The sequence below is a fragment of the Glutamicibacter sp. MOO4 genome (assembly GCF_056934395.1).
The window spans coordinates 821,732-847,942 of record NZ_CM167800.1 but is presented as its reverse complement, the minus strand read 5'-3'; the positions used below and the strand labels follow the sequence as shown (position 1 = coordinate 847,942).

Annotated in this window: 22 protein-coding genes, 4 tRNA genes and 1 pseudogene; 10 read left to right on the top strand and 17 right to left on the bottom strand. The window is 56.2% G+C overall.

What is annotated here, in order from left to right:
- Positions 1–97 precede the first annotated feature (97 nt).
- On the top strand, positions 98–559 hold the full coding sequence (locus tag AC1Z3F_RS03920) for a hypothetical protein (RefSeq protein WP_131087972.1): 462 nt from the start codon (positions 98–100) through the stop codon (positions 557–559).
- Between the two features lie 93 nt (positions 560–652).
- Here AC1Z3F_RS03920 and idi (AC1Z3F_RS03915) read toward each other — a convergent pair whose 3' ends face one another.
- Together idi (AC1Z3F_RS03915) and AC1Z3F_RS03910 are read right to left on the bottom strand one after the other, a co-directional pair.
- Positions 653–1,171, bottom strand: coding sequence for an isopentenyl-diphosphate Delta-isomerase (gene idi / locus AC1Z3F_RS03915; RefSeq protein ID WP_483566590.1), 519 nt, complete (start codon positions 1,169–1,171; stop codon positions 653–655).
- A 110-nt stretch (positions 1,172–1,281) separates the two neighbouring features.
- Positions 1,282–2,436, bottom strand: a complete 1,155-nt coding sequence (locus tag AC1Z3F_RS03910; RefSeq protein WP_483566589.1) for a N(5)-(carboxyethyl)ornithine synthase — start codon at positions 2,434–2,436, stop codon at positions 1,282–1,284.
- A gap of 244 nt (positions 2,437–2,680) precedes the next feature.
- Between AC1Z3F_RS03910 and AC1Z3F_RS03905 the strand changes: the two are divergent.
- Positions 2,681–3,922: pseudogene (locus tag AC1Z3F_RS03905) on the top strand (ISL3 family transposase).
- Positions 3,923–3,972: 50 nt separating this feature from the next.
- On the opposite strand, the gene idi (AC1Z3F_RS03900) reads toward AC1Z3F_RS03905, so the two are convergent.
- The 8 genes from idi (AC1Z3F_RS03900) to AC1Z3F_RS03865 are packed head-to-tail and all read right to left on the bottom strand — an operon-like array spanning position 3,973 to position 10,211.
- Positions 3,973–4,491, bottom strand: coding sequence for an isopentenyl-diphosphate Delta-isomerase (idi, locus tag AC1Z3F_RS03900; RefSeq protein ID WP_483566588.1), 519 nt, complete (start codon positions 4,489–4,491; stop codon positions 3,973–3,975).
- A gap of 25 nt (positions 4,492–4,516) precedes the next feature.
- Positions 4,517–5,338 carry a prenyltransferase gene (locus tag AC1Z3F_RS03895; RefSeq protein WP_483566587.1) on the bottom strand — a complete coding sequence of 274 codons (822 nt, stop codon included), beginning with the start codon at positions 5,336–5,338 and terminating at the stop codon, positions 4,517–4,519.
- A 44-nt stretch (positions 5,339–5,382) separates the two neighbouring features.
- Positions 5,383–5,739 (bottom strand): lycopene cyclase domain-containing protein, encoded by a 357-nt coding sequence (locus AC1Z3F_RS03890; protein WP_242632427.1) that lies wholly within the window; start codon positions 5,737–5,739, stop codon positions 5,383–5,385.
- A complete protein-coding gene (locus AC1Z3F_RS03885) occupies positions 5,736–6,086 on the bottom strand; it encodes a lycopene cyclase domain-containing protein (protein ID WP_483566586.1) in 351 nt (116 codons plus the stop codon). Before AC1Z3F_RS03885 ends, AC1Z3F_RS03890 begins: the two co-directional genes overlap by 4 nt.
- Positions 6,083–7,675: a phytoene desaturase family protein gene (gene crtI, locus AC1Z3F_RS03880; RefSeq protein WP_483566585.1), complete on the bottom strand. Its 1,593-nt coding sequence runs from the start codon at positions 7,673–7,675 to the stop codon at positions 6,083–6,085. Before crtI ends, AC1Z3F_RS03885 begins: the two co-directional genes overlap by 4 nt.
- Complete coding sequence (locus AC1Z3F_RS03875; RefSeq protein WP_131087965.1) at positions 7,676–8,617, bottom strand: phytoene/squalene synthase family protein; 942 nt, start codon at positions 8,615–8,617, stop codon at positions 7,676–7,678.
- On the bottom strand, positions 8,614–9,723 hold the full coding sequence (locus tag AC1Z3F_RS03870) for a polyprenyl synthetase family protein (RefSeq protein ID WP_131087964.1): 1,110 nt from the start codon (positions 9,721–9,723) through the stop codon (positions 8,614–8,616). Before AC1Z3F_RS03870 ends, AC1Z3F_RS03875 begins: the two co-directional genes overlap by 4 nt.
- On the bottom strand, positions 9,720–10,211 hold the full coding sequence (locus AC1Z3F_RS03865) for a MarR family winged helix-turn-helix transcriptional regulator (protein ID WP_131087963.1): 492 nt from the start codon (positions 10,209–10,211) through the stop codon (positions 9,720–9,722). Before AC1Z3F_RS03865 ends, AC1Z3F_RS03870 begins: the two co-directional genes overlap by 4 nt.
- A gap of 127 nt (positions 10,212–10,338) precedes the next feature.
- On the opposite strand from AC1Z3F_RS03865, the gene AC1Z3F_RS03860 reads away from it, so the two are divergent.
- On the top strand, positions 10,339–11,178 hold the full coding sequence (locus AC1Z3F_RS03860) for a tryptophan-rich sensory protein (RefSeq protein WP_131087962.1): 840 nt from the start codon (positions 10,339–10,341) through the stop codon (positions 11,176–11,178).
- Positions 11,175–12,647, top strand: a complete 1,473-nt coding sequence (locus AC1Z3F_RS03855) for an SDR family oxidoreductase (RefSeq protein WP_131087961.1) — start codon at positions 11,175–11,177, stop codon at positions 12,645–12,647. The genes AC1Z3F_RS03860 and AC1Z3F_RS03855 overlap by 4 nt, the downstream gene beginning before the upstream one ends.
- Before the next feature lie 6 nt (positions 12,648–12,653).
- On the opposite strand, the gene AC1Z3F_RS03850 is transcribed toward AC1Z3F_RS03855, so the two are convergent.
- The 6 genes from AC1Z3F_RS03850 to AC1Z3F_RS03825 all read right to left on the bottom strand — a co-directional run bounded on the left by AC1Z3F_RS03850 (position 12,654) and on the right by AC1Z3F_RS03825 (position 14,680).
- A complete protein-coding gene (locus AC1Z3F_RS03850; RefSeq protein ID WP_131087960.1) occupies positions 12,654–13,211 on the bottom strand; it encodes a MarR family winged helix-turn-helix transcriptional regulator in 558 nt (185 codons plus the stop codon).
- Between the two features lie 141 nt (positions 13,212–13,352).
- Positions 13,353–13,434: transfer RNA gene (locus AC1Z3F_RS03845), tRNA-Leu, on the bottom strand.
- A 91-nt stretch (positions 13,435–13,525) separates the two neighbouring features.
- Positions 13,526–14,017: a thioredoxin-dependent thiol peroxidase gene (bcp, locus tag AC1Z3F_RS03840; protein WP_262197955.1), complete on the bottom strand. Its 492-nt coding sequence runs from the start codon at positions 14,015–14,017 to the stop codon at positions 13,526–13,528.
- Between the two features lie 65 nt (positions 14,018–14,082).
- Positions 14,083–14,155, bottom strand: a tRNA-Lys gene (locus AC1Z3F_RS03835).
- Positions 14,156–14,481: 326 nt separating this feature from the next.
- Positions 14,482–14,557, bottom strand: a tRNA-Lys gene (locus AC1Z3F_RS03830).
- A gap of 47 nt (positions 14,558–14,604) precedes the next feature.
- Positions 14,605–14,680 (bottom strand) — tRNA-Lys (locus AC1Z3F_RS03825).
- A 172-nt stretch (positions 14,681–14,852) separates the two neighbouring features.
- Here AC1Z3F_RS03825 and AC1Z3F_RS03820 point away from each other — a divergent pair.
- From AC1Z3F_RS03820 to AC1Z3F_RS03810, 3 genes are all read left to right on the top strand, one after another.
- A complete protein-coding gene (locus AC1Z3F_RS03820) occupies positions 14,853–15,785 on the top strand; it encodes a 2-hydroxyacid dehydrogenase (RefSeq protein WP_483566584.1) in 933 nt (310 codons plus the stop codon).
- A 148-nt stretch (positions 15,786–15,933) separates the two neighbouring features.
- Positions 15,934–17,778, top strand: a complete 1,845-nt coding sequence (locus AC1Z3F_RS03815) for an ABC transporter substrate-binding protein (protein WP_131087957.1) — start codon at positions 15,934–15,936, stop codon at positions 17,776–17,778.
- A gap of 78 nt (positions 17,779–17,856) precedes the next feature.
- Positions 17,857–19,347, top strand: coding sequence for a malate:quinone oxidoreductase (locus tag AC1Z3F_RS03810; RefSeq protein ID WP_483566583.1), 1,491 nt, complete (start codon positions 17,857–17,859; stop codon positions 19,345–19,347).
- Between the two features lie 140 nt (positions 19,348–19,487).
- Here the strand turns inward: AC1Z3F_RS03810 and AC1Z3F_RS03805 are convergent, their stop codons facing one another.
- Positions 19,488–20,330 (bottom strand): Ltp family lipoprotein, encoded by an 843-nt coding sequence (locus AC1Z3F_RS03805; protein ID WP_483566582.1) that lies wholly within the window; start codon positions 20,328–20,330, stop codon positions 19,488–19,490.
- 688 nt (positions 20,331–21,018) lie between these two features.
- Between AC1Z3F_RS03805 and mgrA the strand changes: the two genes are divergently transcribed.
- The 3 genes from mgrA (at position 21,019) to AC1Z3F_RS03790 (ending at position 26,209) form a co-directional block, all read left to right on the top strand.
- Complete coding sequence (mgrA, locus tag AC1Z3F_RS03800) at positions 21,019–22,050, top strand: L-glyceraldehyde 3-phosphate reductase (protein WP_131087955.1); 1,032 nt, start codon at positions 21,019–21,021, stop codon at positions 22,048–22,050.
- Positions 22,051–22,238: 188 nt separating this feature from the next.
- A complete protein-coding gene (locus tag AC1Z3F_RS03795; RefSeq protein WP_483566581.1) occupies positions 22,239–25,595 on the top strand; it encodes an efflux RND transporter permease subunit in 3,357 nt (1,118 codons plus the stop codon).
- Between the two features lie 170 nt (positions 25,596–25,765).
- Complete coding sequence (locus AC1Z3F_RS03790; RefSeq protein ID WP_242632426.1) at positions 25,766–26,209, top strand: MarR family winged helix-turn-helix transcriptional regulator; 444 nt, start codon at positions 25,766–25,768, stop codon at positions 26,207–26,209.
- Positions 26,210–26,211 lie beyond the last annotated feature (2 nt).

Sequence of the window (26,211 nt, the reverse complement as noted above, 5' to 3'; positions counted from 1 at the left end):
ATATGACCAATTGAGCAACCCATGACGTAACCATGACATGTTTCAATAAATGTTATGACTGATCAAATTGTCCAAAGATATCGGTAGAGTAGGAGACATGGACAACCGCCCAGACGAAAATCCAGCCGAGCAGGTCAAAGCGCGTCTTCACGACGCGTTCGATTCGCAGATCCCTAATTTCGCCAGCTACAACCTTGTAGCTGGAACTGGTATTGCCGGTTCTGGAGGACTTAAGGTCATCGGCTATCGGCGTCAGCCAGCAGAACTGATCATCGCTCCGGTGAATTCCAGTGACTTGCGGGCCTCCGAAGACGCCATCAATATCAATAACACCAATGTGAACCAGCTTGCCCAGCTTGTAGACGGCGGCTATGAAGTCGCCACCTCCACTGGACGAGTCTTCCGCTTCACCATCCCGGTTAAGCCGAGCATTGATTTTTATATCGATGACGCGGTGAGCGTTGGTGCCGTTATTGATCAAGAGTCAGATGCTCAGGACTTTGCTGAGTTCATGGATCACTTCATGAACACCGTTGAAGGAACTGAAAACTTCGTATAGGTCAACGTCGACCTCCGAACAAGACAAGGAAGCCTCCCAAACTCTTTTGAGTTTGGGAGGCTTCCTTGTTATTAGTTTCAGTTTCGATTCAACTCAGGCACGCTGATATAAATCCATCTGTTCCGCTTGCCAAACTACCCATGGGCTAAATGCCCAAGGGGTCAGGCGAAGGGAGTCCCCCAGCTGATTCGGGTCAACCCAGCGGTGATCCATCACTTCGCTCGGGTTGGCCGAAATCTCGCTATCAATCACCGCAGTGAACACCGGGCAGATTTCATTCTCAACAATGCCGCTGGCATCCACTGCTCGATAACGGAAGTCAGGCAGCGCCAGTTCAACTGACTTGATGGACAGACCTAGTTCGTGTTGGGCATGGCGCTTGATAGCATCTTCCATCACTTCATCCGGTTGCGGATGTCCGCAAAATGAATTCGTCCAGACTCCAGGCCAGGTGAGCTTATTCAGTGAACGGCGAGTAACCAGAACCTGTCCGTCTGCATTAAGCACGTGGCAGGAGAATGCTTGGTGCAGTGCGGTGTCGGTGGTGTGCACCAGTTCTTTGGCACAAGTGCCAATTGGTTGACCATCCTCCGACAGCAAAACTACATCCATGAAGATTCTTGTTTCCTGTTCTGATTGGCGCTCACCGGTAAAACCTTTGGGAACTAAGCGTATCGGAACCTGCCGCCTAGCTACCAACGGAGAATCTCAAGAAAGTATTGCTACTTGGCGGAGAGTTGATGAGGGTAGTGCGCTCCCCTGCCTTGGAACTCAAGAATCGCAGGATTGAGAACAACACCGTCCTGGATTTCAATGGCCCGTGAAATAGTTTTGTTTTCTTTCCAGGCCTCGGCTCCGGCCAGCACGGTATCGAGGAATGGTAACAAGCCTTCGCTAATCTCCCAGCTGGCCGAGTTCCACAGATACGAAGGGGAATGGTCCACCGCGTAGTAGTTGATGTTCGGACCAATGCTCGACATTGGTTCGGCAAAGGTGCTCGGCTTGGCCCATTCGAATCCCATCCCTTCATCACAAGACACATCCACGATGATGCTCCCCGGGCTGAAAGCACTTAATTCGGCGGTTCGTAAGTACATCAACGGAGCATTGGGGTCTTGGAGAGTGCAGTTCACGACAATGTCGCTTTCGGCCAGGAACGGCGCCAATGGCAATTTGCCCTCGTCGGTGATGACTTCGCTTAGGTTCGGACCACCCTCATGTTCAAACTGGACCATCTGTACGGCGTGAATTGGGGAAGCTACGGCAGCTACCGATCGGCTAGTTAGCACCCGAACATCGTTAATGCCGTGGGCGCGCAGCGCGGTGACAGCGCCGCGAGCTGTAGCACCAAAGCCAATGACAGTCGCGGTCAGCCGGCGACCATAGTCTCCGGTGACCCCGCAAAGTTGCAGGGCATGAAGTACCGAGGCGTAGCCGGCGAGTTCATTGTTTTTGTGGAACACGTGCAGCCCAAAGCTACCGTCCGCACCCCAGTGATTCATGGCTTCAAAAGCAATCAGCGTGAGCTTTTTGTCGATGGCAAGCTGCGTCAGCTTTGCGTCCTGGACGCAGTGAGGCCAACCCCAAAGTGTCTGCCCTTCACGCATTTCTTCCAGGTCGGCGAATTGCGGTTTGGGAAGCAGCACAATGTCTGCGCTGGCGATGATTTCACTTCGTGAGGCGATTTTTCCGACAAATGGTGCCAGTTCTTCATCGCTCATGCCACAGGGAATGCCGTATCCGGATTCGATCATGATGCTCTGGCGGGAGTTTTCTTCGATGCGTTCAAAATGCATCGGGTGAATTGGTAGTCGCTTTTCGTCAGTCTTTTGCGAAGTTGCAATGACACCTAGCGAAAGGTTTTTTCTCGAGCCCATACGTGTTGCTCTCTTCCTGTGTGGAACAGGTCAAAATGACCGGCCCCATACTCCTCACGGTACAGGGCTCCACCAAACGGAATTTTGAGAAATCTTTAAATGGCTCTTCAAGTTTTAGCGTGGTGGCCCCAAAATAAGTAGGGCTCGCAGTCCCTTCTGAGAAAATGGATGTCGTCTAGACAAACCATTACGTAAGGAACTACGAGCCGCGTTCAAGGATTCCGGTGGAAGCGACCCTGCGTCGATTCTTCTGAACCTCACTGACTACCGCGTCATCAACGCAACCCACGATACTGATGGACAACAAGTCCTCCTCGAGCCCAAAGCCCTCGAAGCTGCCTGCCCCTCGTGTGGGGGTGGTCACCACTCGCATCCAAGCCAGGCCAATCCACCGAGTCAAAGACATCCCAACCGGCGGAAACGACCTCCAGATCCTGGTACGCAAACGCCGTATGGCCTGCCAAGAAACAGCCTGTGCACGCCGTGCCTTCGTGCAAACCACCGCCCAGCTGCCCTCCCCTTGCACGGATCACCAGCCCGCTCTCCAGCGTCTGGTCGATGAGATGAGCTGCGAATTGCGGGCAGTGTCTCGGGTCGCCGCAGCGCACGGAGAGTCGTGGCCTACGGTCATGGCGCGGCTGAATGTTGAAGGTCAGGTTGTCGGGGATGTGGACCGGATGTTTATTCGCCGCCTCGGTATCGATGAACACCAATTTCGTAAGGTTCGTTATGCCCGGGGTAGGACCGGAAAATTCGTGCGGATTGAACCGTGGTCCATTGTGTTCACTGAGCTTGATACGGGGAAAATCTTGGATATCGTGGACGCACGCCGCGGTGCGGCAGTGAAGAAATGGTTGAAGGCCCGGCCGCGGTATCGGCGTCAAAGTGTTGAGCATGTGGCGATTGATATGTCCTCAGAGTTCCGTAAAGCGGTGCGGGAGAACTTACTGAAAGCGAAGATCAGTGTTAATCATTTTCATGTGATTCAGCGGGCGAATCATATGATCACACAGGTTCGTCGACGCCGGTCCGATGAGGTCTTTGAGCGTCGTGGCAGGGTGACTGATCCGGCGTATAAGTATCGGAAACTGTTGACCTGTAACTTGGAGAACCTTTCCCATCTTCAGATTGAACGACTGCAAGAGATCCTGTAATCAGATACTGAACTCGCGGTGGTTTATGGGATTAAAGAGCATATGAGAACGCTGTTGCAGGCTACGGACGTTCATGAGTGTCATTCCCGGGGGCGGTGTCGGAGAAGTCAGCGAAAGCATCGAAAATGGTGGAGGCGCAGTCTTTGTTCCGGACGTTGGTTGCCTGGCGGTGCGAGTTGTTGGTGTTTGTGAGTACCCGGTTCACTAACGCTAAGGGTGAGTCAGTGAATTTGACGGCGAAGAACTTGAAACGGATTGGTCGGGGGTATCGGAATCAGGGTCATTACCGGGGTCGGATATTGTTGTATACGGTGGGCTTACTACCGTGCTGAGCATCCTCACCACGCTTGGCTTTTAAGAGCCGCTAATCTGGCCGGGCTCGCTACTGAGTGCGATACTGGGGCATTTCGCTGGCCTGCATGACCAGCCATGGGCTGAAGGCCCATGGAGCGGCTCGGACCGCTACCGCAAATTCCACGGGATCAACCCAGCGGTAATCCATGACTTCCTCCGGATTCATGGTGATTTCTGCATCGATCACGGCGGTAAATACCGGACAGATCTCGTTCTCAACAACCCCGGAGGCATCGACCGCGCGATAGCGGAACTCCGGCAAGGCCACCTGGATATCGCGGATCGCCATGCCCAATTCACCGCCAGCATGCCGGCGGATCGCGGTTTCCATCTGCTCCCCCGGCTGGGGGTGGCCACAGAAGGAGTTAGTCCATACCCCGGGCCATGTCGACTTTGACAGCGCCCTGCGTGTAATCAGCACCTGGCCCAGGGAATTCTTGACGTGACAGGAGAACGCTTGGTGCAAAGGTGTATCCCTGGTATGCACTGTTTCCTTGGGCATGACGCCAACTGGCTGGCCGTCCTCGGAAAGCAGGATGACATCCATCAAATCCTCGACATCTCTTTGGTGATTAGCGGGTGAATACAGCTGTGTAAATCAACAACATCGTCAGCAAGAAACCACATAGGTAGTTGATCCACAGAAATCTCTTCCAGGCACGGTTAACCGTACCGGACGTGGAATCCTGCACCCCAAGATGCGGAAGCACATTAAGAATGTAGGCGATGGCGAGCAAGCCAGCTAACGAGCCGACTCCGCGAACCCCGAGCAGAAGCAACAGCCCAGCGAATACATACGCGCCCGCCACCAAGAAAATCGTCGTCCGTGCACCGAATGCTACCGCGATCGAACCAAGCTTTGCTTCACGGTCGGGAAGGATGTCCTGAATGGCACCCAGCGCATGGCTGGCCATGCCCCAGAGGAGGAATGCAGTGAACACCAGCCCTTGGGTGGGGTGCACCGGCGCTCCCGCCAGCACCCAGCCGAAGAACGCAGGTGAGACAAAATGGACCGCACTGGTCAGGGAATCCAGCCCAGCGCGTTCCTTGAACCGCAGGACCGGAACGCTATAGGCAAGCAACGCAGCAACCGACCCCGCCAGTACAGCAGTGGAGATGCCGCTACCGGCGACGGCCAAGACGATCAGGAAGGGCACGGCGGTGATCGCGCTCGCCAGCAAAATCATCCGGTGGCTGTGGCGGGCCAGTAGCGCGCCTTCTATGCCGCCCTTTCTCGGGTTGCGCAGATCCGATTCATAGTCGAAGACGTCGTTGACCCCGTACATCACCAGGTTGTAGGGAAACAAGAAGAAGATGGTACCCACGACGAATTTCCAATCCACTGAGCCACCAGCCAAGAGGTAGGCGGCGGCAAAGGGGTAGGCGGTGTTCACCCAAGACACCGGCCGCGAAGTTGTGATAATTCCATGAAGCATATTCAAGCCTTGTCGTGGTCAAGAGTGGAATGGCCGCTGCCCTTGCGCCTTGACTCCTGGCCTTCGAAGAGCCACCAGAGGCCGGGTGCCAAGAGCACAGCGCAGGCGGAGTAGAAGAAGTCCTCAATGGGCGCCAACCCGATGCGCAGACCGGAAAGCGTGTGCGTCCCATAGTCGAAGAGCCCCGCAAAGATCATCAGGTTGTCGAAGATCGCCGTGAGCAGCAGCATCAGCGCCATTGCGGCCAGCAACGGCAGCGCTATAGCGGCAGGCCTTTTCCGGCTGGCCAGGACGCCCAGGAGGAACACGCTGCCTGCTGCAGCGAGAAACCATAAGCTCATCTCAAGAAACAAGGTCATCGCCTTCCCCTTAGCTCTGAGCTTGCACGGCATCGCCGCGCCCGGACCTGGATCAGCGCTTGCGCTCCGGTGACTAAAATCATCGCGCAATAGCACAGGAAGACCAGGAAAAAGACTTCTTCCAACGGAAACTGTTCGCCGACCATGATCCCGGTCATCAGCTTCGATGGCTCATGCAGGAAGATCCCTTGCCCGATGGCAAGGACATCCCAGAACACAAAAAATCCCGTCCCCAATCCCAGGACCGCCAGCCCGCGCAGCGGGTGGCGGAAGACAAAGAGCTTCCATTTGGCATCCAATAGCGCCATGCACCCGAGCAGTCCGAGAAGAATACCCAGATAGATCATGTTCCCGCTTCCCTTCTGTTGGCGCTTCGTCGCTCATCGGGCAAGGGGCCAGGGGCAGTGATGCCCAGAACTGCCTTGGCGGCCAGCTCGCCGCTGATCAAGCACATCGGAACGCCAATCCCGGGGCGCACCGTACTTCCGGCATAATGCAGTCCCTGCACCTTCTTGCTGTGGTTGCCGGGCCGGAGCATGGCGCTTTGGCCCAGGGTATGTGCCAGGCCCAACGCCCCTCCCCGGTAGGCGCCATACTGCTGTTCGAAATCCGCCGGCCCGATGCTCTGGCGCACCACGATCCGCTGGCGCAGATCCGAGATTCCGGCCCAGCTCGACAGCTGGTCGATGGCGGCGTCAGCGATCTGCTCGACCATGGGATCCCCATGACCATCCGGGCCTCCTTTTCCCCATTCTGGCAGGGCTGGAGCAGGCACAAGAATGAACAGATTCTCGCAATCAGCAGGCGCGACGGAAGGGTCGGTGGCGCTGGGCTTGCAGACGTAGATGCTGGTTTCCGGCTGCAATTCGCGGCCTTCGCGGATGCGCGCGAAATTATCTTTCCAGTCCGTGCTGAAAAGCAGGTTGTGATGTTCCAGTTCTGGCAGTTTCCCGGTGATGCCCAGGCACACCAGAATGGCGCTCGGGCCTGGATCCCGGCGCGCAAAATTCTTGGCCGTATGAGTTTGGAGGTGCCCTGGCAGCAAGCTTCCGTCGATATGGCGCACATCGGCTGCCCCGATCACTGCCTGGGCCGCGGTGTGTTGCCGCTTCCCCGTGGCATCGGTCCAGTGAACCGCCGCCACCCGCGGGTTCTTGCCCGGCGTGGTTTCGATCGCGGTGGCGGTGGCTCCTACTGTGATGCTGGCTCCATGCTGGGTTGCCACCTTTGCCATAGCCTCGGCCACCGCAGCGAAGCCGCCCATCGGGTACTTGACGCCATCTGTCAGGTCCAGGTGGCTCATCAGCTGATAGAGCGCAGGGGTGCGCTCCGGGCTGGAGCCCAAGAATACGGCAGGATAGCCAAGCAACTGGCGAATTTCATTGCTCTGGAAACGCTTGGCTAGGTAGCTTTCCAGGCTAGAGCCCAACAAGGCGGCCAGCTGTGGGAGCAGACGCAGCAGCTGAGGGTCCAATAGCGACCGGGGCGAGCTGAAATCATCGTAGAGGAAGTGCTGCAGGGCCAGTTCGTAACCTGTGCGAGCGGTGCGCAGGTAATCCTCAAGCACTGGAGCGCTTCCCGGTTCTAGGGATTCGAAGAGCGCGCGGATGCCCGGTGCGGTGCCCACGTCCACCGGAGATGGGCGGCCTTGGAAGAACGTGCGGTATCCGATATCCAGTTCGCGCACCTCCAGCTGCGCGCTGACACTGGTTCCCATGAGCTCGAACCAATGCTCGAATACCTCTGGCATGAGATACCAGGAGGGCCCGGTATCGAAGCGGAATCCCGCGCGCTCAATACGGCCGGACCGGCCGCCCACCGTGGCGTGCTGTTCCAGCAAGGTGACATTGCACCCGCGCGCGGCCAGCAGACCGGCGCTGGCCAAGCCCGAGAATCCCCCTCCGATGACTACCACGTCCCGAATTTCTCTGGCCATCTAGTGCCGCCTTTCCATGATGTGACTGGTTTGCGTCTTTCCCGGCCTGCCCAGCAGCACCCGCACCGCGATCATCGCCTTGCGCCCGGGGGAAACCGAGATTCTGGTGCGCAGTAGCATTTTTGCCGGAGCCTTGTCCAGCTGCCTGTTCAACTCCCTGAACAGGTCGTGGGCCAGGCGCACCGCACGCGCCGCGGCGGGCGCCAGCAGTGGCAGCCCAGCACGCGCCGTTTCCAGATCCTGCTCGATCTGCGCCACCAGGCGCTGCTTTTCCTGCTCGCTAAATGCTGCGGGGTTGATGCCGGGGAAATAGGCACGTCCCAGCTCCTGGCTGTCCTGCATCAAATCGCGCAGGAAATTGACCTTCTGGAAGGCCGCGCCCAGGCTTCGGGCCGCCCGTTTGGCCTGGTCCGCTTGCTCCGCGTCCAGCGGCACGGCCCCGGGCATCGCCAGGAACACCTGAAGACACATCAGCCCGATCACCTCGGCGGAGCCGTAGATATAATCTTCGAGGCTGCGCGCATCGTGCTGCCCGGTGGTCAGGTCCGCCCGCATCGAGGCGAAGAACGGGGCAGTCAGCGCCTGCGTGATGCTGGTGGAACGAGCGGTGAGCGCAAAGGCATGCACCACCAGATTGGTGCTGTAGCCGCGTTCCATGGCACGTTCCGTTTCCGCTTCCAGGTCATCGAGGCACGCGGCGATCGCGCGCGGCTCGAGCCCGGCTTGGAAGGCCACGCCGTCGACGATTTCATCGGCGAGGCGCACCAGGGCGTAGATATTGGCGATATGGGTGGCGCTAGCTGTGTCGAGCATCCGGCAGGCCAGCGAGAAGGAGGTGGAGTACTGGCGAAGCAGCACCTGCGCGCTGCGTTGTGCCGTGCGGGAATACAAGTGCAGGGCAGGGGTGCGCGGGTTGAGCTCCCGCGGTTTTATGGCGTTCATCGGCGTCGCTCCAGGATGAGGTGGCTGCAGGTGCGCAGCAGCTGCTGGGCCTCCTCGGGCAAGTCGCGGAATGCCGTCGATCCAGTGGCGCGGCTGCACAGTGCTTGGGCCAGATGCCGGGCGAATTGCTCCGTCCCCTGGTCGACCAGCTCTTGGCGGATCTGCCCGACTGACACGTGACCGGAGCGGAGGCCATTGAGCATCTGGGCAAATTCAGGCTGTTCGGCGGCCAGGGCCAGCAGGATCGTGCTCTTGAATTCGCGCAGGTCGGACTCCACGGATTTGCCGGTGCACGAAGGATCCCCGAAGGTTCCAAGCACATCGTCGATGACCTGGTACGCCACCCCCAGCTGGCAGCCGACGGTGCCGATGTTTTCAGCTTGGCCCATGGTTGCACCTGCCAAGAGCGCCCCCGCTTGCAGCGGCAACTGGAAGGAGTACGATGCGGTTTTTAGCTGCTCCATGCGCAGCACTTCGCTGGTGGTCGCCGGGGCCGATCCCAGGGAGTAGAGCAGATCCTCCAGTTCCCCTGCTCCGGCCTGCTCGATTGCCTGGAAGAAGGCCTGCTCCACGACGGACTCGCTGTCGGTGCCAGCGGCGGCCCGTGCGGCGAGCTTGATCGCCTCGCTGATCAGCAGGTCACCGGCGATGATCCCCACCGAATTCCCGGCATGCTCCGCTTCGGCCTGGCTGCGCCCGACGGTTAGAGCTTGATCGCGGTACAGCGCCGAGATGGTTGGCTCTGCGCGGCGCACGAAGTCCTTGTCCACCACATCGTCGTGGATCAGCAGCGCACTGTGTAGCAGCTCGAAAGCGCAGCCCAAATCGATGGCACGGACCTCATTGCAGCCCGAGAAGGCGCGGTAGCCGAGCATGACCAAGGCCGGGCGCATCAGCTTGCCTGTGGACAGGCGGGCGGTGATCTGCGACCACAGCACGGCGGCCTGCGCGGAATACGCCGCGCTGCGCTGCTGAGCCTGCAACCCGATCTGCTCGAGGCGATCGCTGATGGCCGCCCGGGTGACTTCGTCGATGAACCCCTTCTCGCCGGTCATCGTGCGCGGGCCGGCCGGCGAAGATTGATCGGTACTGGCATGCGTTGTCATAGTTCACTGCTCCGGTGATCTGGTGGGGTGGAATTATCGTCTTGCCCAGTGCTGGCGGCCTGCAGCGATAGGAGGATTTCCGCGAGCAGCGTGCGCAGCGCTTGTCGGGAGGGAGCATCGAGCTGCGCACAGAACCTGTGCAGGCTGCGCAGGATCGCCAGCGCCTCGCCGGTTGCCTCGGGAAAGGCAGGGCCTGCATGGATCACAGTGCGCCTCCGGTCCGTGGGGTGTTCCCGGCGCGCGATCACTTGGCGTACCTCGAGCCGATCTAACACCGCGGTGATGCCGGCCGTAGAAACGCCCAGCTCCTTAGCCAGCTCGCCGGGTCCGGGTGCGCTCAAGCTGCGGATGAGGTTCAGCGCTTTGAGATCCGTGTCGTTCAGATTCAGGCCAGCGCGTAATCGAACTTCGCGCAGTGCATGCGCTCGCTGAAGTGAGATCAGAGAGCGGAAAAGTTCCGAAGTACGGAAGGGAGGTGCACTTGCCATGATTTTTTATCTCGCTATGTTGATATTTAGCTTATCTAGATACATGATGTTTTAATAATATAGTTTTGTAGAGATAGGTTTGTCCAGCCGCATCCGCAAAAAGATTCCACGATCCTAGGAGCAACGCATGAGACCCTCACACCAACCCGCACTGCAGCCGGGCGTCAGCCCTGTTGCCGAACCGCGATGGACCTGGTCGGTGGTCACGGCAATCTCGCTGGCCACGGCCATCGTCGTATCCTTCATCGGCAGCGGAGCACTGGGCGGCACTCCGGTCCAGCAGGTGGCCGGAGGCTACCTCAGCGCTGATGCGACACTGCTGGCGCCGGCAGGACCGGCATTTTCGATCTGGAGCGTGATCTACGCCGGATTGGCGGTCTACGGCATTTTCCAGCTCACTGCATCGGGCCGGCGCTCTTCCTGGGCAGCGACCCTGCGAACTCCGGCCGTGCTCTCGGCATTGCTCAATGCGGCTTGGATCAGCGTGGTGCAACTTGGCTGGTTGGGACTCAGTGTTGCCATTATTTTCGGCCTCGTCGCCGTCCTGGCGTGGATGATGGCAATCATGCGTGCCGGCACGCCATCATCGGGGCTGGAATACTGGATCATGTGGCTGACCTTCGGCCTCTACCTGGGATGGGTAAGCGTTGCCAGCATAGCCAATACCGCGGCATGGCTGTTGTCGCTGGGCTTCGGCGTCGATGCTGCGTGGGCTCCCAAGCTGGCCGTCGCGCTTTTGATTGTTGCCGTCCTGATTGCTCTGACCATCAGCTTCTATGCGCGCAACATCTTTGCTCCAGCAGCTATCTGCTGGGGTCTGCTATGGATCGGCGTTGGGCGCCTGGGCGGGGCCAACGCATCGAATCTGGTTGGCATCACCGCACTCGGCTGCGCGGCAGCAGTCCTGATTGGAGCCAGCGCAATCGCCTGGCACCGCACATCGAGTTCAAAGGAGGGCTCCCGATGAGCATGATCGCCGTCACCGGTGCCACCGGATACATCGGAGGCCGGCTGGTCCCGCGGCTGCTGCGCCAAGGGCACCAGGTCAAGGTCTTCACCCGCGATGCCCAGCGTTTGCGCGACGTTCCCTGGCATGCCGAGGTGGACATCATCGAAGGAGACCTCGCGGACCTTGAGGCCGTTTCCCAGCTCTGCTCCGGTGCCGACGTCGTCTATTACCTGGTGCATTCCATGTCCGGAAGCCGCAATTTCGCCGAACAGGAGAAAAATTGCGCTTTTGTCATGGCCCAGGCGGCACTGCAGCAAGGTGTTGGCCAAGTCGTCTACCTTTCCGGGCTGCACCCTTCGGGAGAACTCAGCGAGCACTTGGAATCCCGTGTTGCCGTAGGAGAGATCCTGTCCGCTTCGGTGAACACGCTGATCCTGCAGGCCGGACTGGTGATCGGCTCGGGATCCGCCAGTTTCGAGATGATCCGGCACCTGAGCGATGTACTGCCGGTGATGCCGGCACCACGGTGGGTGCGCAACAAGGTCCAGCCCATAGCCATTCGCGATGCCCTGCATTATCTCGTGGCCGCAGCCGAACTGGGAGCGCCCGTCCAAGGCGCCTACGACATCGGTGGACCGCGAGCCTACAGCTACGCCCAGCTGATGCAAATCTATGCCCGCGTGGCCGGGCTACGCGAACCGAGGATCTGGGCGCTTCCGCTGCTGACCCCGCGGTTGGCCTCGCATTGGGTCAATCTGGTCACGCCCCTGCCCCGCACTTTGGCTACCGCGCTCGTCCAGTCCTTGCAGCACGACTGCGTTATGCAATCGCGAAAAATTGACGATCTCATTGCGCCGCCTGCGCAGGGCTTGTGCGACTACCCCAAATCGGTGCACTTGGCCTTGGAAAAGATTCATGCGGACGCGGTGGAAACCACCTGGGCGACAGCCCATCCGATTTCAGCTCCGGCCGAGCCGCTGCCCTCGGATCCACAATGGGCTGGGCGCAAAAGCTATACCGATACGCGCAGGATCAGCACGGCAGCCACCCCGCAGGCACTCTTCCAGGTGGTGCAGCGACTCGGCGGTGATTCGCCATACTTCGCATTCCCAAGTCTCTGGAGGCTGCGCGGCCTGATGGATAAACTAGCCGGCGGCGTGGGGTCACGTCGAGGCCGGCGCTCGCACAGCACCCTGGCCCTAGGCGATGTAGTTGACTGGTGGCGGGTCGAGGCGCTGGAGAAGGACCGCCTGTTGCGCTTACGAGCGGAAATGCGCGTTCCGGGACAGGCCTGGCTTGAATACTCCATCGGCCAGCAAGCCAACGGAAACTCTGAGCTCATCCAGCGTGCGGTCTTCTTTCCCCGCGGCCTCTGGGGACGCTGCTACTGGTGGGCGGTCTACCCGTTTCACGGGGTCATTTTCCCGGCGACAATCGCCAACATCGCGAAGGACGCAGAACAGGCACCGCGCGGTTTCCGGGACTAGGCGCGACTAGGAACGCGTGGGGTTTGACTGCTCCAGGCTGCTGTCCAGGGCATCGGAGGTCTCGGCCAGGAAACGGATCACGACCTCGCGTTCTTCAGGGGTCAGAGAATAGGCCACCTCAAAGCGCTTGGCATGATGCCGCCCCATCTGCTCGCGCGCAGCCAGATGTGCCTGCTCGGTGACTTCGATGCACTGCGACCGGCGGTCCGTCGGATGCTGGCTGCGCCGAACATGCCCATGGGCTTCAAGCCGGTCGATCATTTTCGTCACGGACGCGCTGGAGATCCCGAGATAAGCGCGCAAATCAGTGGGTGTAGTAACCCTGCCCACATTCTTTGCGGCGATCAATTGCCGAAGCGCACGCATGTCGGTCTCATTCAATTGCATATAGCGCTGCGAGCTGCGCATGATCTTGCGCTCAACCTGCCGCATTCGGCCCATCTCGGCCATGATCCGCTCGATCTGCGCCAGATCAGAAGGGGAAATGCCCCGCCGGTCAATCAATAACTGTTCTGGATCCGATTCTACAAGCCCATAGGTTGTGGGCAACCGCTCTACTGCCATAACACCCTCCCCTACGCCCTTGCCCGGCCCAGCAACACGATTATTCGCTGCCTATGATCCTTTGATACTACGCTTCACTGGCTTGCCATGAAGCAGACAAAAACCCTGCGGTCCGATTGCTCAGACCGCAGGGTTATCAGGTGCGAGTAGAGAGACTTGAACTCTCACGTCCGAAGACACTGGAACCTAAATCCAGCGCGTCTACCAATTCCGCCATACTCGCCAGCGCTACACCGAGAATCGAAATCCTCGAAGGCGACCTCAATCAGTGTAGCGGAAGTTTTCACCGATACGAAATCGGCGAGTCACGCGGCCTACTTTGGGTCAATCCCCAAGTCACGACGGAGCTTAGCAACGTGACCTGTAGCACGCACGTTGTACTGCGCGAGTGCCACATTGCCCTCTTCATCCACAACGATGGTTGAGCGAATCAGTCCCTCGTAAACACGTCCGTAGTTCTTCTTTTCACCCCACGCGCCGTATGCCTCGGCCACCGCGTGATCCTCATCAGAGAGTGTTGGGAAGTTTAGGGATTCGTTTGCGACGAACTTTTCCAGCTTTGAAACCTTGTCCGGAGAGATACCCAGAACTTGGTAGCCCAGAGACTTCAAAGACTCAATCGAGTCACGGAAGTCGCAGGCCTGCTTAGTGCAGCCTGGGGTGGAAGCTGCCGGGTAGAAATATACGATGGTTTTCTTACCGCGGTAATCAGATAAGGACAACGAATTACCCGCTGCGTCAGTCAGGGTAAATTCTGGAGCCTTATCGCCAACGGCAAGGCGTGCGGTTGTTTCGGAAGTGCTCATTACTGGACCTCTTTTCTTCACGGTATACAAAAAATCCGACCTGATGAATCAGATCGGATTTACTGTGCGCCCCTCGGGACTTGAACCCGAAACCTAATGATTAAGAGTCATTTGCTCTACCAATTGAGCTAGAGGCGCATATCGCTCTGACTAGTTCTTTTGAAGAAGTTATCTTTGCAACGTAGATAATCATAAGCAGTAACCGACCAAAAAACAAAACCCGGTCAATCTGCCGCTAATGAGCGCGTAGTTACTAGTCAACCCCTGATTTACGATAGGCCAACTGACCACCAAGTAACTCACGCCACACCATATTGTCTATGCAGCGCCTCACATTACCTTCCGTGCCTTGTGGTTTCCACGCAGAACACGGGCCTACAGGCAGAAGGAACGAAATTTGAATTCAGGTCTCGAGAATCCGGGAAAACAAAAATAGGCCAGACCGAAGTCTGACCTATTTTCTTTGGTGCGCCCCTCGGGACTTGAACCCGAAACCTAATGATTAAGAGTCATTTGCTCTGCCAATTGAGCTAGAGGCGCGTTTTATTCTTTTGTGAACATATTGCTCATCGAAACGATCAATATGTTGGTGCGCCCCTCGGGACTTGAACCCGAAACCTAATGATTAAGAGTCATTTGCTCTGCCAATTGAGCTAGAGGCGCCCGCTGCGATGTTCTAGAAGCTTTTGGGCTCCGCGCTTTCGCAACGAGATAAAACTTTACCAGCTTTATCCCCCAGCGCAAATTCGATACCCACCGCGGACCGGTGACCTTCATTACAGGATATGACTAGGCGTTACTTCCATAGGATCGCTTCGGTTTGTACAGTGAATCCATGAGTGGACAACAAACAATTTCTCTCCCTTCCCAAGATTTGATTGATGCGGTGGGCTCATTCCCCGAGAATCTCAAACCAGTGCTGTGGGATCTGGTCAACGACCCGCAGACTCCCCTAGACGAGATTGAAATTGCGGTCATGCCTTATATGGCTAACCCAGCCGCCCTGAAAAACATCCGCAAGGCACCTAACTTGAAGATTGTTCAGACCCAGACCACCGGCTTTGACGGCTTAGTGGATCTGATTGGAGACCGGGCAAACATCAACACAGCAGCCGGAGTGCACGCGGCATCAACTGCAGAGATGGCCATCGGTCTGGCTATTGCGTCCCTGCGTGGATTCCCGCAGGCAGTTCGAGACCAGCAGGACGGCCGCTGGAACCCGCAGCAGTGGCCTGGTCTGGCTGATCGAACCGTAGGACTGGTAGGTGTTGGCGGAATCGGTGAAGAAATTCGCAAGCGTCTGGAACCTTTTGAGGTAAACCTGCTGCGCTTTGGTTCAACCGCTCGTGCAGATGAGCACGGCGAAATCCTTTCCACCAACGAACTTTCCCAGCACGCTGCAGATATAGAAGTACTGATCTTGATTGTGCCGCTCACCGATTCCACCCATCATCTTGTTGACGCTGAGCTCTTGGCGCAGCTGCCCGACGGCGCAACGATCGTGAATGTTGCTCGCGGACCGGTGGTTGATACCGATGCTTTGGTTAAAGAAGTCGCCTCTGGACGCCTCAACGTTGCCTCGGATGTGTTCGACCCGGAGCCACTGCCTAAAGATCACCCCTTGTGGCAGCATCCCAACGCGCTGATCATTCCCCACAACGGCGGAAATACTGCAGCCTTCTTCCCGCGTATGGTCAAGCTCCTCAAGCGACAGCTAGTTCAATGGTCCGAGGGAGATTTTGGCGAGAATGTTGTGCACCGCAGCTAACAATTAGGTGACACTTATCGACCCCGGGAGTTTTAGCCCCGGGGCTATAGCGATGGTGCGCTATCTTTGATAAATACCGTTAGTCCACCATTGTTATTGGTGCGTGCGGCATAGAACGTTGCTTGCTAAAGGAAGATGAGCCATCCCAGTGCCCGATTTGCCACTAAGTCTCGTATCTCGACGCGCAATGCTGACCGGTACTTTGGCGACAACCGCTCTGGCATTGGCCGCCTGCACTGGAAAATCTGGCACTCAAGCCGATCCGTCTTCCAATGCTTCTGCCTCAAGCACCCCGATTCCCCGGACCCTACGCCTGTCCGCCTCGGCTCCGCCGATCAAGTTAGATCCAGCCGTGGTTGCCGACAATGAGTCGTTCCGCGTCACTCGTCAGGTGTACGAGACGCTCGTTAATATTGATCTGGATACCGGTGGCGCAATTCCAGGACTGGCAGAGTCTTGGAGTGAAAGTACAGACGGACTAACCTACGTCTTCAAATTGCGTGAAGGTGTGCTCTTTCACGACGGCACCGAGCTGATTGCAGCCGGCGTTATTGCCAACTTCAAACGTTGGGAATCCCTGTCCAGCTCCCAAACCGCCTCGTCGACGCAGGGTTTCTTTGACGTTTTCCACTACGACTGTGACATTCCCAAGCTCCCTAAGGCCGACGATCTTGAGCCGGAGGTCAAGGACGGCGAATCCGCTTCGGCAGAACAACTGGCCACACAGCAAGAACGTGTTCAACAGCTAACGGAGCTGCAAAAGCAATTCACCACCAACCTCTTTACTGGTAAGTCAAAGGGTGGGAGCGCAAGCTACTTCAGGTCGGTGGAAGCCACCGACAAATACGAAGTCACTCTACGTTTGCGCCGCCGCCTGCCAGATCTTATTGAGGCATTCACTCTTCCAGGAATGGCCATTGCTGCACCTAGCGGCCTGACCGGTGGACCAGAAGATAACCCTGCCGAATCTTTGGCTACCGCACCGGTCGGCACCGGTCCCTATAAGTTTGTTTCTTTGGACAAGGTTGTTGTTCGTCTCGAGATCTTTGCTGACTACTGGAATCAGAAGCGGCTCACAGACAATAAGCAACACCCAGAAGTAGTTCTCATTTCTTCCATACCTTCCCCGTATAACCGGGAGGGCGCCTTGCTGGCCGAAGAAGTTGATGGATTCGATATGGTCTCCGTTGACACCATGCGCACCTTGGTACGCAATGCAAAGGTAGTTGTTCAGCGTGACCCATTCTCCGTGCTGTACCTCGGCATGGATCAGCGCAACAAGTGGCTAGCAAAGCCTGAGTTCCGCAAGGCCATTGCCCATGCAACTAACAGGACTTCACTGGCTGACAAACTATTCATTCAGGGATCAAAGTACGCGGCCACCATTTTGCCGCCAGCGCTGAACATTCCCAGTCCAGAAAATACGCCGAGTCATGATGAGTCCAAGGCCAAGGCACTTCTGGATGAGATCAACTACAAGGGAGAAGAAATTGAGTTTGCCTACCCACTACGGGTATCGCGCAACTATCTCCCACTTCCTGAACGTACCTTTGCTCAGATCTCAGAGGACCTAGCCAAGGTAGGCATTCGTATCAAGCCTCGTCCTATCGCGTGGACCGATGGCTATGTGAAAACCGTGCAATCAAGTGAATTTAACGGGCTGCACCTACTCGGGTTCTCCGGAGGCTACCGCTCAGCAGATGACTTCTTCTCCGGAATATTGGCAAATAAAGCTAATGAGTTCGGATACAAGTCAGCGTTACTTGACTCACAAATCTTGCTTGCTCGTTCCATTCCTTCGGGAGAAGAACGCACTAATGCCTACGCAAGCATTCTGAAGACATTGGATGAGGATCTACCCTTGTTGCCACTGGTCTTCCCAATCTCAGCCTTGGCGTTCAACGGAAACGTCACCTTCTATCCCCCATCGCCGATGCTCAACGAATGCTACGCCGATGTGCAGATGACTAATTCACCAGCCCTAAAGAGTTAATCAGCATTAACCCAGTTAACGATTTCTAACCCAAGGGTGGTTAGGTCTACTCTGGGATAGAGCAAAGTATCACTGTCGATGGAGATCCTCGTGCCTTCTGAAACGTCAACCGAATCTTTTGACGTAGTACTAATCGGTGCCGGCATCATGAGTGCCACTCTTGGCACCATGATCAACCAGCTGGAACCAACCTGGTCTATTGGTCTCTTTGAGAACCTAGACAAGGCGGGGTTGGAGTCATCCTCCCCTTGGAACAACGCTGGTACCGGCCACTCGGCCCTGTGCGAGTTGAACTACACCGCAGCTTCTGCTGACGGTTCGGTTGATCCAGCCAAGGCTATTGGCATCAACGAACAGTTCCAGATGTCCCGCCAGTTCTTCTCCTGGGCCGTGGACAACAAGCGCGTTGCTGACAACAGCTTCATCAACCCGCTTCCTCATATGTCGTTTGTTATCGGCGAGGACCACTCCAAGTACCTGCAGACCCGTTACGAGGCACTGAAGCCCAACGCTCTGTTTGAGGAACTTGAAATCACCAACAACCTAGACACCATCAATCAGTGGACTCCACTCGTTGCTCAGGGTCGCGACGCTTCGCAGAAGGTTGCAGCTTCACGCGTAACCTCGGGTACCGACGTTGACTTCGGTCGCCTCACCGCAGATTTGACCAACTCGCTGAGCGCCGCTGGTGCTTCGGTGAACTACGGTCACAAGGTTCAGAACCTCAAGCGCTCCGGTGCTGGTTGGGAACTGACCGTCAAGGACAAGGCCTCCGGCACAGTAAAGAACGTCAAGGCAAAGTTCGTCTTTGTTGGCGCAGGTGGCGGCGCACTGCCACTGCTGCAGAAGTCAGGCATTGATGAAATCAAGGGCTTCGGTGGCTTCCCAGTCTCCGGTCAGTTCTTGCGTTGCACCGATGAGACCATCGTGAACCAGCACAATGCTAAGGTTTACGGCCAGGCTTCGGTTGGCGCTCCTCCAATGTCGGTTCCACACTTGGACACCCGCTTTGTTGATGGCAAGCGCTCGCTGATGTTCGGCCCTTACGCTGGATTCTCGATGAACTTCTTGAAGTCCACCAGCCAGCTTGATCTTCCACTGTCGCTGCGCCCACACAACCTCATTCCGATGTTGGCTGTTGGCAAGGACAATCTAGATCTGACTACTTACCTGATCAAGGAAGTTCTCAAGTCCCGCGCTAAGAAGGACGAGGCGCTGACCGAGTACTTCCCTGGTGCCGATGGTTCCAAGTGGGAATTGATCACCGCCGGTCAGCGTGTACAGGTCATCAAGAAGGATGCCAAGAAGGGCGGTGTACTTCAGTTCGGAACCGAGGTCATCACTTCTTCGGACGGCTCCATTTCCGGTCTGCTCGGCGCTTCGCCTGGTGCTTCGACCGCAACCCCAATCATGGTTGGCCTGCTCTCGCGCTGCTTCCCTAAGCAGTTCGCCGGCTGGGAGTCGAAGCTCAAGGACATGATTCCTTCTTACGGTCAGAAGCTGAATGAAAACCCAGCGCTCTACGCTGAGGTTAAGGCTGCTACCGATAAGACTCTGGGACTAATCTAGTTCTACGTTCAAAGGTCCGTCCACCAATTGGTGGACGGACCTTTTTACGTTAACCACACCATGAGCAACTAGACACCAGCAACAAAGCTCGAGACTTGCCTCTCAGCCATCACAAAAATGATAGTCACTCAGCATCGTAGCTACAGACCCGTTGTGCTTACCCCATATGCCGCCTGCTTCTGGGTGAAGCCTTCAAATTCCAGCTGTTTGACCAGCCCTGACTTTGAGAATGACGTATATTCCAAGTAACTGGCAGCTTTCAACGCGGCCTGTTCGTTCCAATCAACAGTGACGCGTTCAACCGCCCAAGCAGCTTCGGATTTTGAAAAACCCTCAAATTCAAGCTGTCCAGCGAGACCAGTCTTTGAAAAAGCGGTATATTCCAAATAATCAGCAGCTTTATTCAGCGCATTTTGCTGGCTAAGTGTCCCAGCTTCTTCTTCCGCTTTCGCCGAAGCTTCCGCTTCCTCCTTAGCCTTGGCGCTAGCTTCAGCTTCAGCTTTCTTTTCTTCCTCAGCCTTTGCTTTTTCTTCCGCCGCGGCCTTTTCTTTCTCTTCGGCAGCGGCCGCTGAACTTGCCGCAGCTTTTTCTTCCTTGGCCTGTTCCTCCGCCGCTTCTTTAGAGCTTTCGTCAGCTTCAGAAAAAGCAGAGGCACTTGCCAACGGTTCCTCGGCCAGCGCGATATTCGAGGCGCTTGCAGCAACATTGGCGCTTGGACTTGCAACTACCGGGTCACCACCCCCGTCTTCGCCCCCACCACTAAGCGCAGCGATGACAACAATGGCAACGATTCCCCCTAGAACGCCGAGGCCAATTTTCTTTCCTCGCCCAAGGCGCTTCTTGGCGGAAGACACAGGCAACCCAAGCGGCGAGGAACCAAGTGAAGCGCTATTTGTTGCTCCCCAATCCGGCACTACAGACATGAACAGGAACGGGTTCTGCGAATACTCGATCGGCGGTTCAGCAGCAGCTCCGGTATTCATGTCAACCCACAGAGGCCATCCGGCTGGCGGAGCGCCCCAAGAAGGCTCTGGGGTCCATTGGACACCAGGGACAAAATCGTGCGGAAGGTAAGGCCGCCAGGCTGGCGGTGGATTAAAACGAGTGGACAACTTGTCCTCCTAGGAACTGATTTGAGAGTGAACTTGATGGCCCCAATCAATCCCCACCAAGTAGCCCCAAGCGTACGTCCAGCTTCCGACATTTTAGAGAAATTCAGACAAATAAGTTTACGGCTCTAATTGTTACTGAACAGAAACTTCATTAGAACGTTGACGTAAAGCAGGCATAATACTTTTCCTAGAAATCTTGCAACCACCAGAAAGTACCAAATTTTCATAAAAGCGACTCTTTGGGCTGAAGCTATTCATTCCCTAACCACGGCACGGTATAGATCTAGATACCAAGAATCGTCAGGTAACTCATTCGGTACCGAAAAGACTCGACCTGGCGGTCTGCCAACCCGAAACGCTCGTCTATGACCGACATTGGAAGCATCCCTCATTCCATAGAACTTCTTGCTCCGAACAATTTATTTCCACACGGGCCACACCAAGAACCACAGATCACAATTCCTGTATCCTCAAAAAGGTTGTCTACTTCACACTAACTGTTTTTAGTCTCAAAATTTCCTGCGCCGGCCAACCCCGCGCGGAATGCTGAAAGGTACCAATGACCTATACCGCAGCGGGAAACCGTTACGACTCCATGCCCTACCGCCGCGTTGGACGTAGCGGTCTGAAGCTTCCCGTTATTTCGTTGGGACTGTGGCATAACTTTGGCGATGACAAACGCTTTGACGAGCAGGGCGCAATCCTGCGCCGTGCCTTTGATCTAGGTGTCACACACTTTGATCTGGCCAATAACTACGGTCCACCGGATGGTACCGCTGAAAAGAACTTCGGTCGCCACCTGGCCCAAGACTTCAAGCCTTACCGCGACGAATTGGTCATCTCCTCCAAGGCCGGTCACCGCATGTGGCCTGGCCCCTACGGTGATGGCGGCTCCCGCAAGTATTTGCTGTCCAGCCTTGACCAGTCCCTCGAACGCATGGGCCTAGACTACGTAGATATTTTCTACAGCCACCGCCCAGATCCTGAGACACCTATGGAAGAAACCATGGGCGCACTGGATCAAGCAGTCCGTTCAGGCAAGGCACTGTACGCAGGTATCTCCTCGTACTCCCCTGCCCAGACACTGGAGGCAGCACGAATCCTCAAGGAACTTGGCACTCCACTACTCATTCATCAGCCAAGCTACTCAATGTTTAACCGCTGGACCGAAGCAGAGAACCCTAACGTCTTCCAAGCCTTGGAGCAGGTAGGTGCTGGGTCTATTGCCTTCTCGCCATTGGCCCAGGGTTTGCTGACCAACCGGTACCTGAATGGAATCCCGGAAAACTCGCGCGCCACCAAGGGACGATTCCTCTCCGAGTCGGCAATCACCGACGAGATCCTGGACCGTATCCGCGGGCTCAACGATATTGCTGCCAAGCGCGGGCAGTCGTTGGCCCAGATGGCTATCGCGTGGTTGCTGCGCGACCAGCCACTTGGCACGCCAGTGACCTCCGCCTTGGTTGGTGCATCGAGCGTGAAGCAGTTGGAAGACTCGTTGGCTGCGGTCAATAATCTTGAGTTCTCCACCGAAGAATTGGAAATAATCGACAAATTTGCGGCCGTTTCTGGTGGCAACGTCCGTGCCTAACCCGCGCACTTGAAGAACTTACAAACCCCTTGCGGACAACAGTCCGCGAGGGGTTTGTTTGTGCCACTACTCCTCACGGATGATCTTTACCGTTTTAACTCTTTAGTGGACAGTTGCGCATGCACAACAAACTAGAATTGGTTCCAAGCACTTCATCCGTACTGCGACCTAGCTAGGACTACACCCGCATGCAACGCTTGGCCACCTTGTCATTGAAGAACCGAGCGCTCATTGCGCTAATTACGGTCTTCGCCGCCATCTTTGGTGTGATCTCCATGGGATCACTAAAACAGGAACTAATCCCCTCCATGGAGTTCCCGCAGATCTCCGTCATGGCTACCCAAACAGGTTCAAGTCCTGATGTCATCGATGAGCAGGTTGCCGCTCCGCTTGAAACGGCGTTGCAGGCTGTTGAGGGTCTTGAATCTTCCAGCGCTACCTCGCAGGCCGGATTCACCCGCATTGCGTTAACCTTTGCGTACGGCACCGATATGGATCGTGCCCGTTCTCAAGTAGACCGCGCGATCTCTAACGCCAAGTCCCAATTACCTGATGACGTTGAGCCAACAGCGCTGGCCGGATCCATCGCAGATCTTCCGGTACTGATGCTTGCTGTCTCCTCGGATGAGTCCTTGGAGTCGCTCAATGACGACGTTAAGCGAATTGCACTTCCCAAGCTACAGAAGATTGACGGAGTCCGTGAAGCCTCAGTTTCTGGTGGTGCGACCCAGCACATTGCGGTGAAACCGAAAAACGCTGAGATGTCCCGTGCCGGGCTGACCGTCTCCGATTTGAAGGACGGCATCGAGAACGCCGGCTCACCAATTCCGGTGGGCAATATGAACGTGGACGGTCTCCAGTTGCCCGTTATTGCCGGCTCAACCCCGGATAATTTGGATGCTATCAAGAACATCCCGATCGTTACGGATAATGGACCAGCCCTGCTCAAGGACGTTGCAGATGTTTCGGTCAAGGCCGATGAAGCAACCAGCATCACCCGCACCAACGGTGCAGAAACTCTTTCCATCTCGGTGACCAAAACCCCAGATGGCGATACCGTTGCCATCTCCCACGCGGTTGCTGACATGGTTGAGGACCTTCAGTCCGAGCTGGGCCACAAGGCCACTATGACCACGATCTTTGATCAGGCACCATTTATTGAAGACTCGATCAGCCACTTGGCTATCGAAGGTGCGCTGGGCCTTGGTTTTGCGGTCATCATTATCTTGATCTTCCTGTTCTCAGTGCGTTCCACCTTGGTCACCGCAATCTCGATTCCACTGTCGCTGATGATGACCTTCATTGGAATGAACGTCTTTGGCTACACCCTGAACATGCTCACCTTGGGCGCACTGACCATCTCCATTGGCCGTGTGGTTGATGACTCGATTGTGGTCATTGAAAACATCAAACGACACCTTGCCTTTGGTGAATCCAAGGCTCAGTCCATCTTGCTAGCGGTCAAGGAAGTTGCCGGTGCTATCACGGCTGCAACGCTGACCACGGTGGCAGTCTTCCTACCTATCGCAATGGTTGGCGGTATGGCTGGTGAACTGTTCAGCCCGTTCGCGCTAACCATGACCATCGCACTGCTCGCTTCACTTCTGGTCTCTTTGACTATCGTTCCGGTTTTGGCCTACTGGTTCTTACCGCACCGTCCAGGGACCACCAAGGCGCACACGGTTCACGTTGCTGAAGATAAGTCGTGGATGCAGCGGGCTTATCAGCCAGTGCTGAAATCTACCCAGAAGCACCCGGTCATCACCTTGTTGGCCTCAGTGCTGATCTTGGCTGGCACCGTAGCCATGACCCCGTTGCTGAACACCAACCTGCTGGGTTCTACCGGCGAAAACTCCATCACGGTCAAGGCCACTATGCCTTCGGGTACCGCGTTGAATACAACCACTAATGAAGCCAAGAAGATTGAGTCTAAGCTTGGCGACATTGATGGTGTAGAAGACGTTCAGATGACCGTCGGTACCGCCAGCGGCATGGCGGCCATGTTTGCTTCCGGTTCAGACACCGCAAGCTTTACCGTCATTACCGATAAGGACGCAGATCAGGAAAAGCTGACCGATACGATCCACGAGCAAGTTGATTCCCTTGATCTGTCCAAGGACATGACCGTCACCTACGGTTCCAATTCTTCGGCTATGACCTCAAGTGACGTCACCGTGGAGATCAAAGCTCCTAATGAAGACAGCTTGCGGGAAGCCACAGCGACTATGCGTGAGGCGCTTGAGGACACCGCGTATGTCTCCGGTATTACCGACAACCTCTCGGCTGAACGTGAGCAGGTATCCATCGACATCGATGCAGATAAGGCCGCAGCAGCGGGTCTGACCGAATCCCAGCTGGCCGGAATGGTCGCTGGCCAGGTCTCCCCTGTTCCAGCCGGCAAGCTTCGCCTTGATTACACCGACCTGACGGTACAGATTGGTGAGGGGCTCAAGCTCGATAGCGTACAGAAGCTCCGCGACTTGCAGATCCCTACCGCAACGGGTCCGAAGAAGCTGCAGGATCTGGCCAAGGTTGATCGCACCAAGGTAGTCCAGCAGGTCACCACCTCTAATGGTGAGCGCATCGCTACGGTGACGCTGACCCCGGATGAAAACATGCTGGGTAAGGTTTCCAAACAAGTCACTACCAAGCTTGTTTCGGTAGATCTTCCAGAAGGTGCCAGCGCAGAAATTGGTGGCGCTGCCACCGAGCAGGCAGACTCGTTCAACCAGCTCTACCTCGCATTGCTGGCTGCTGTAGCCATTGTTTACGTCATCATGGTGGCCACCTTTAAGTCATTGATTCAGCCGCTGGTGCTTTTGGTATCCATTCCATTTGCTGCCACCGGCGCCATCGGTCTGCTGCTGATCTCGGGCATCCCGCTGGGTCTGCCGTCGCTGATTGGTATGTTGATGCTCGTGGGCATTGTGGTCACCAACGCGATTGTGCTGATCGACTTGATCAACCAATATCGTCAGCCTTCCGCTGAGCGTGCGGCCATGAGTCTGGAAGATGCCATCACCCATGGTGCGCGTCAACGTTTGCGTCCGATTCTGATGACCGCATTGGCCACCATTTTTGCGCTGATTCCAATGGGTCTTGGATTGACTGGACAGTCAGGCTTCATCTCTCAGCCTCTGGCTGTTGTGGTGATCGGTGGCCTGGTGACCTCTACCTTGCTGACCTTGATCCTGGTGCCGGTGCTTTACCGCTTGGTGGAGTCCCGCAAGGAAAAGCGTGCGGCACGTCGTGCCAATCGCAAGCACTCCTCACAACAACAGACCGATTCCGCTGATCTTGCTCTGGCGATGAATTCGGCCACCGCAAAGATCACTGCCCCGGCCAGTGAGTCGACGGTTCAAGGCGAGAAGCCTGAAAAGTCAGAAACCGACCTAACTGACAAAGTCGAAAGTAAGACTTCTAAGGCTCCTGTCTCGAATGATCCAGTGGTTCATCCCATGACCGGCCAGATCCCGAGCACACGTCGCGAACGACGGACGATTGAAGAGATGATCAATAAGTCCCCTAAGGCTTCTGAAGATTAATCTCGGCCTCGACTAGGCGGCGGACCAGACACCAAACTAACGGTGTCTGGTCCGCCGTTTTTCATCTTCAGAGTCTCCGCCAATTGCTCAGCGTGGACATCATGACCGCGTGAAGCACTTCACCACAAATTTAAGTTGCGCACAATCTAATTACGTGCAATGATTAATGCATGGCGATAGTTGATGAAATGGTTTGTTTCTCCCTGTACTCGGCAACCCGAGCTACCACCAGGGCCTACACCGAGCTGCTAGCTCCGTGGAAACTGACCTACACCCAGTACCTGGTCCTAGTGATCCTCTGGAATGAAGGATCGCAGCCGGTACGAGAAATCGGTGAGATGCTCCAGCTGGATTCCGGAACGCTCTCCCCGCTGTTACGCCGACTGGAAAGCAAAGAATTCATCAAGCGTCAACGCAGCGAGACAGACACTCGCGTAGTCAACGTTCTACTCACCGAGCAGGGCAACAATCTACGCAATGAACTAGCGCATATCCCAGAACAAATCGCTTGCGGCACGGGCCTACCCGACATCGCCAGCGCCAAAGCTTTGGTGAACTCATTGCATCGGCTTACCGAATCAATGCAAGAGATCCCAACTATGGACAGCAAATAATT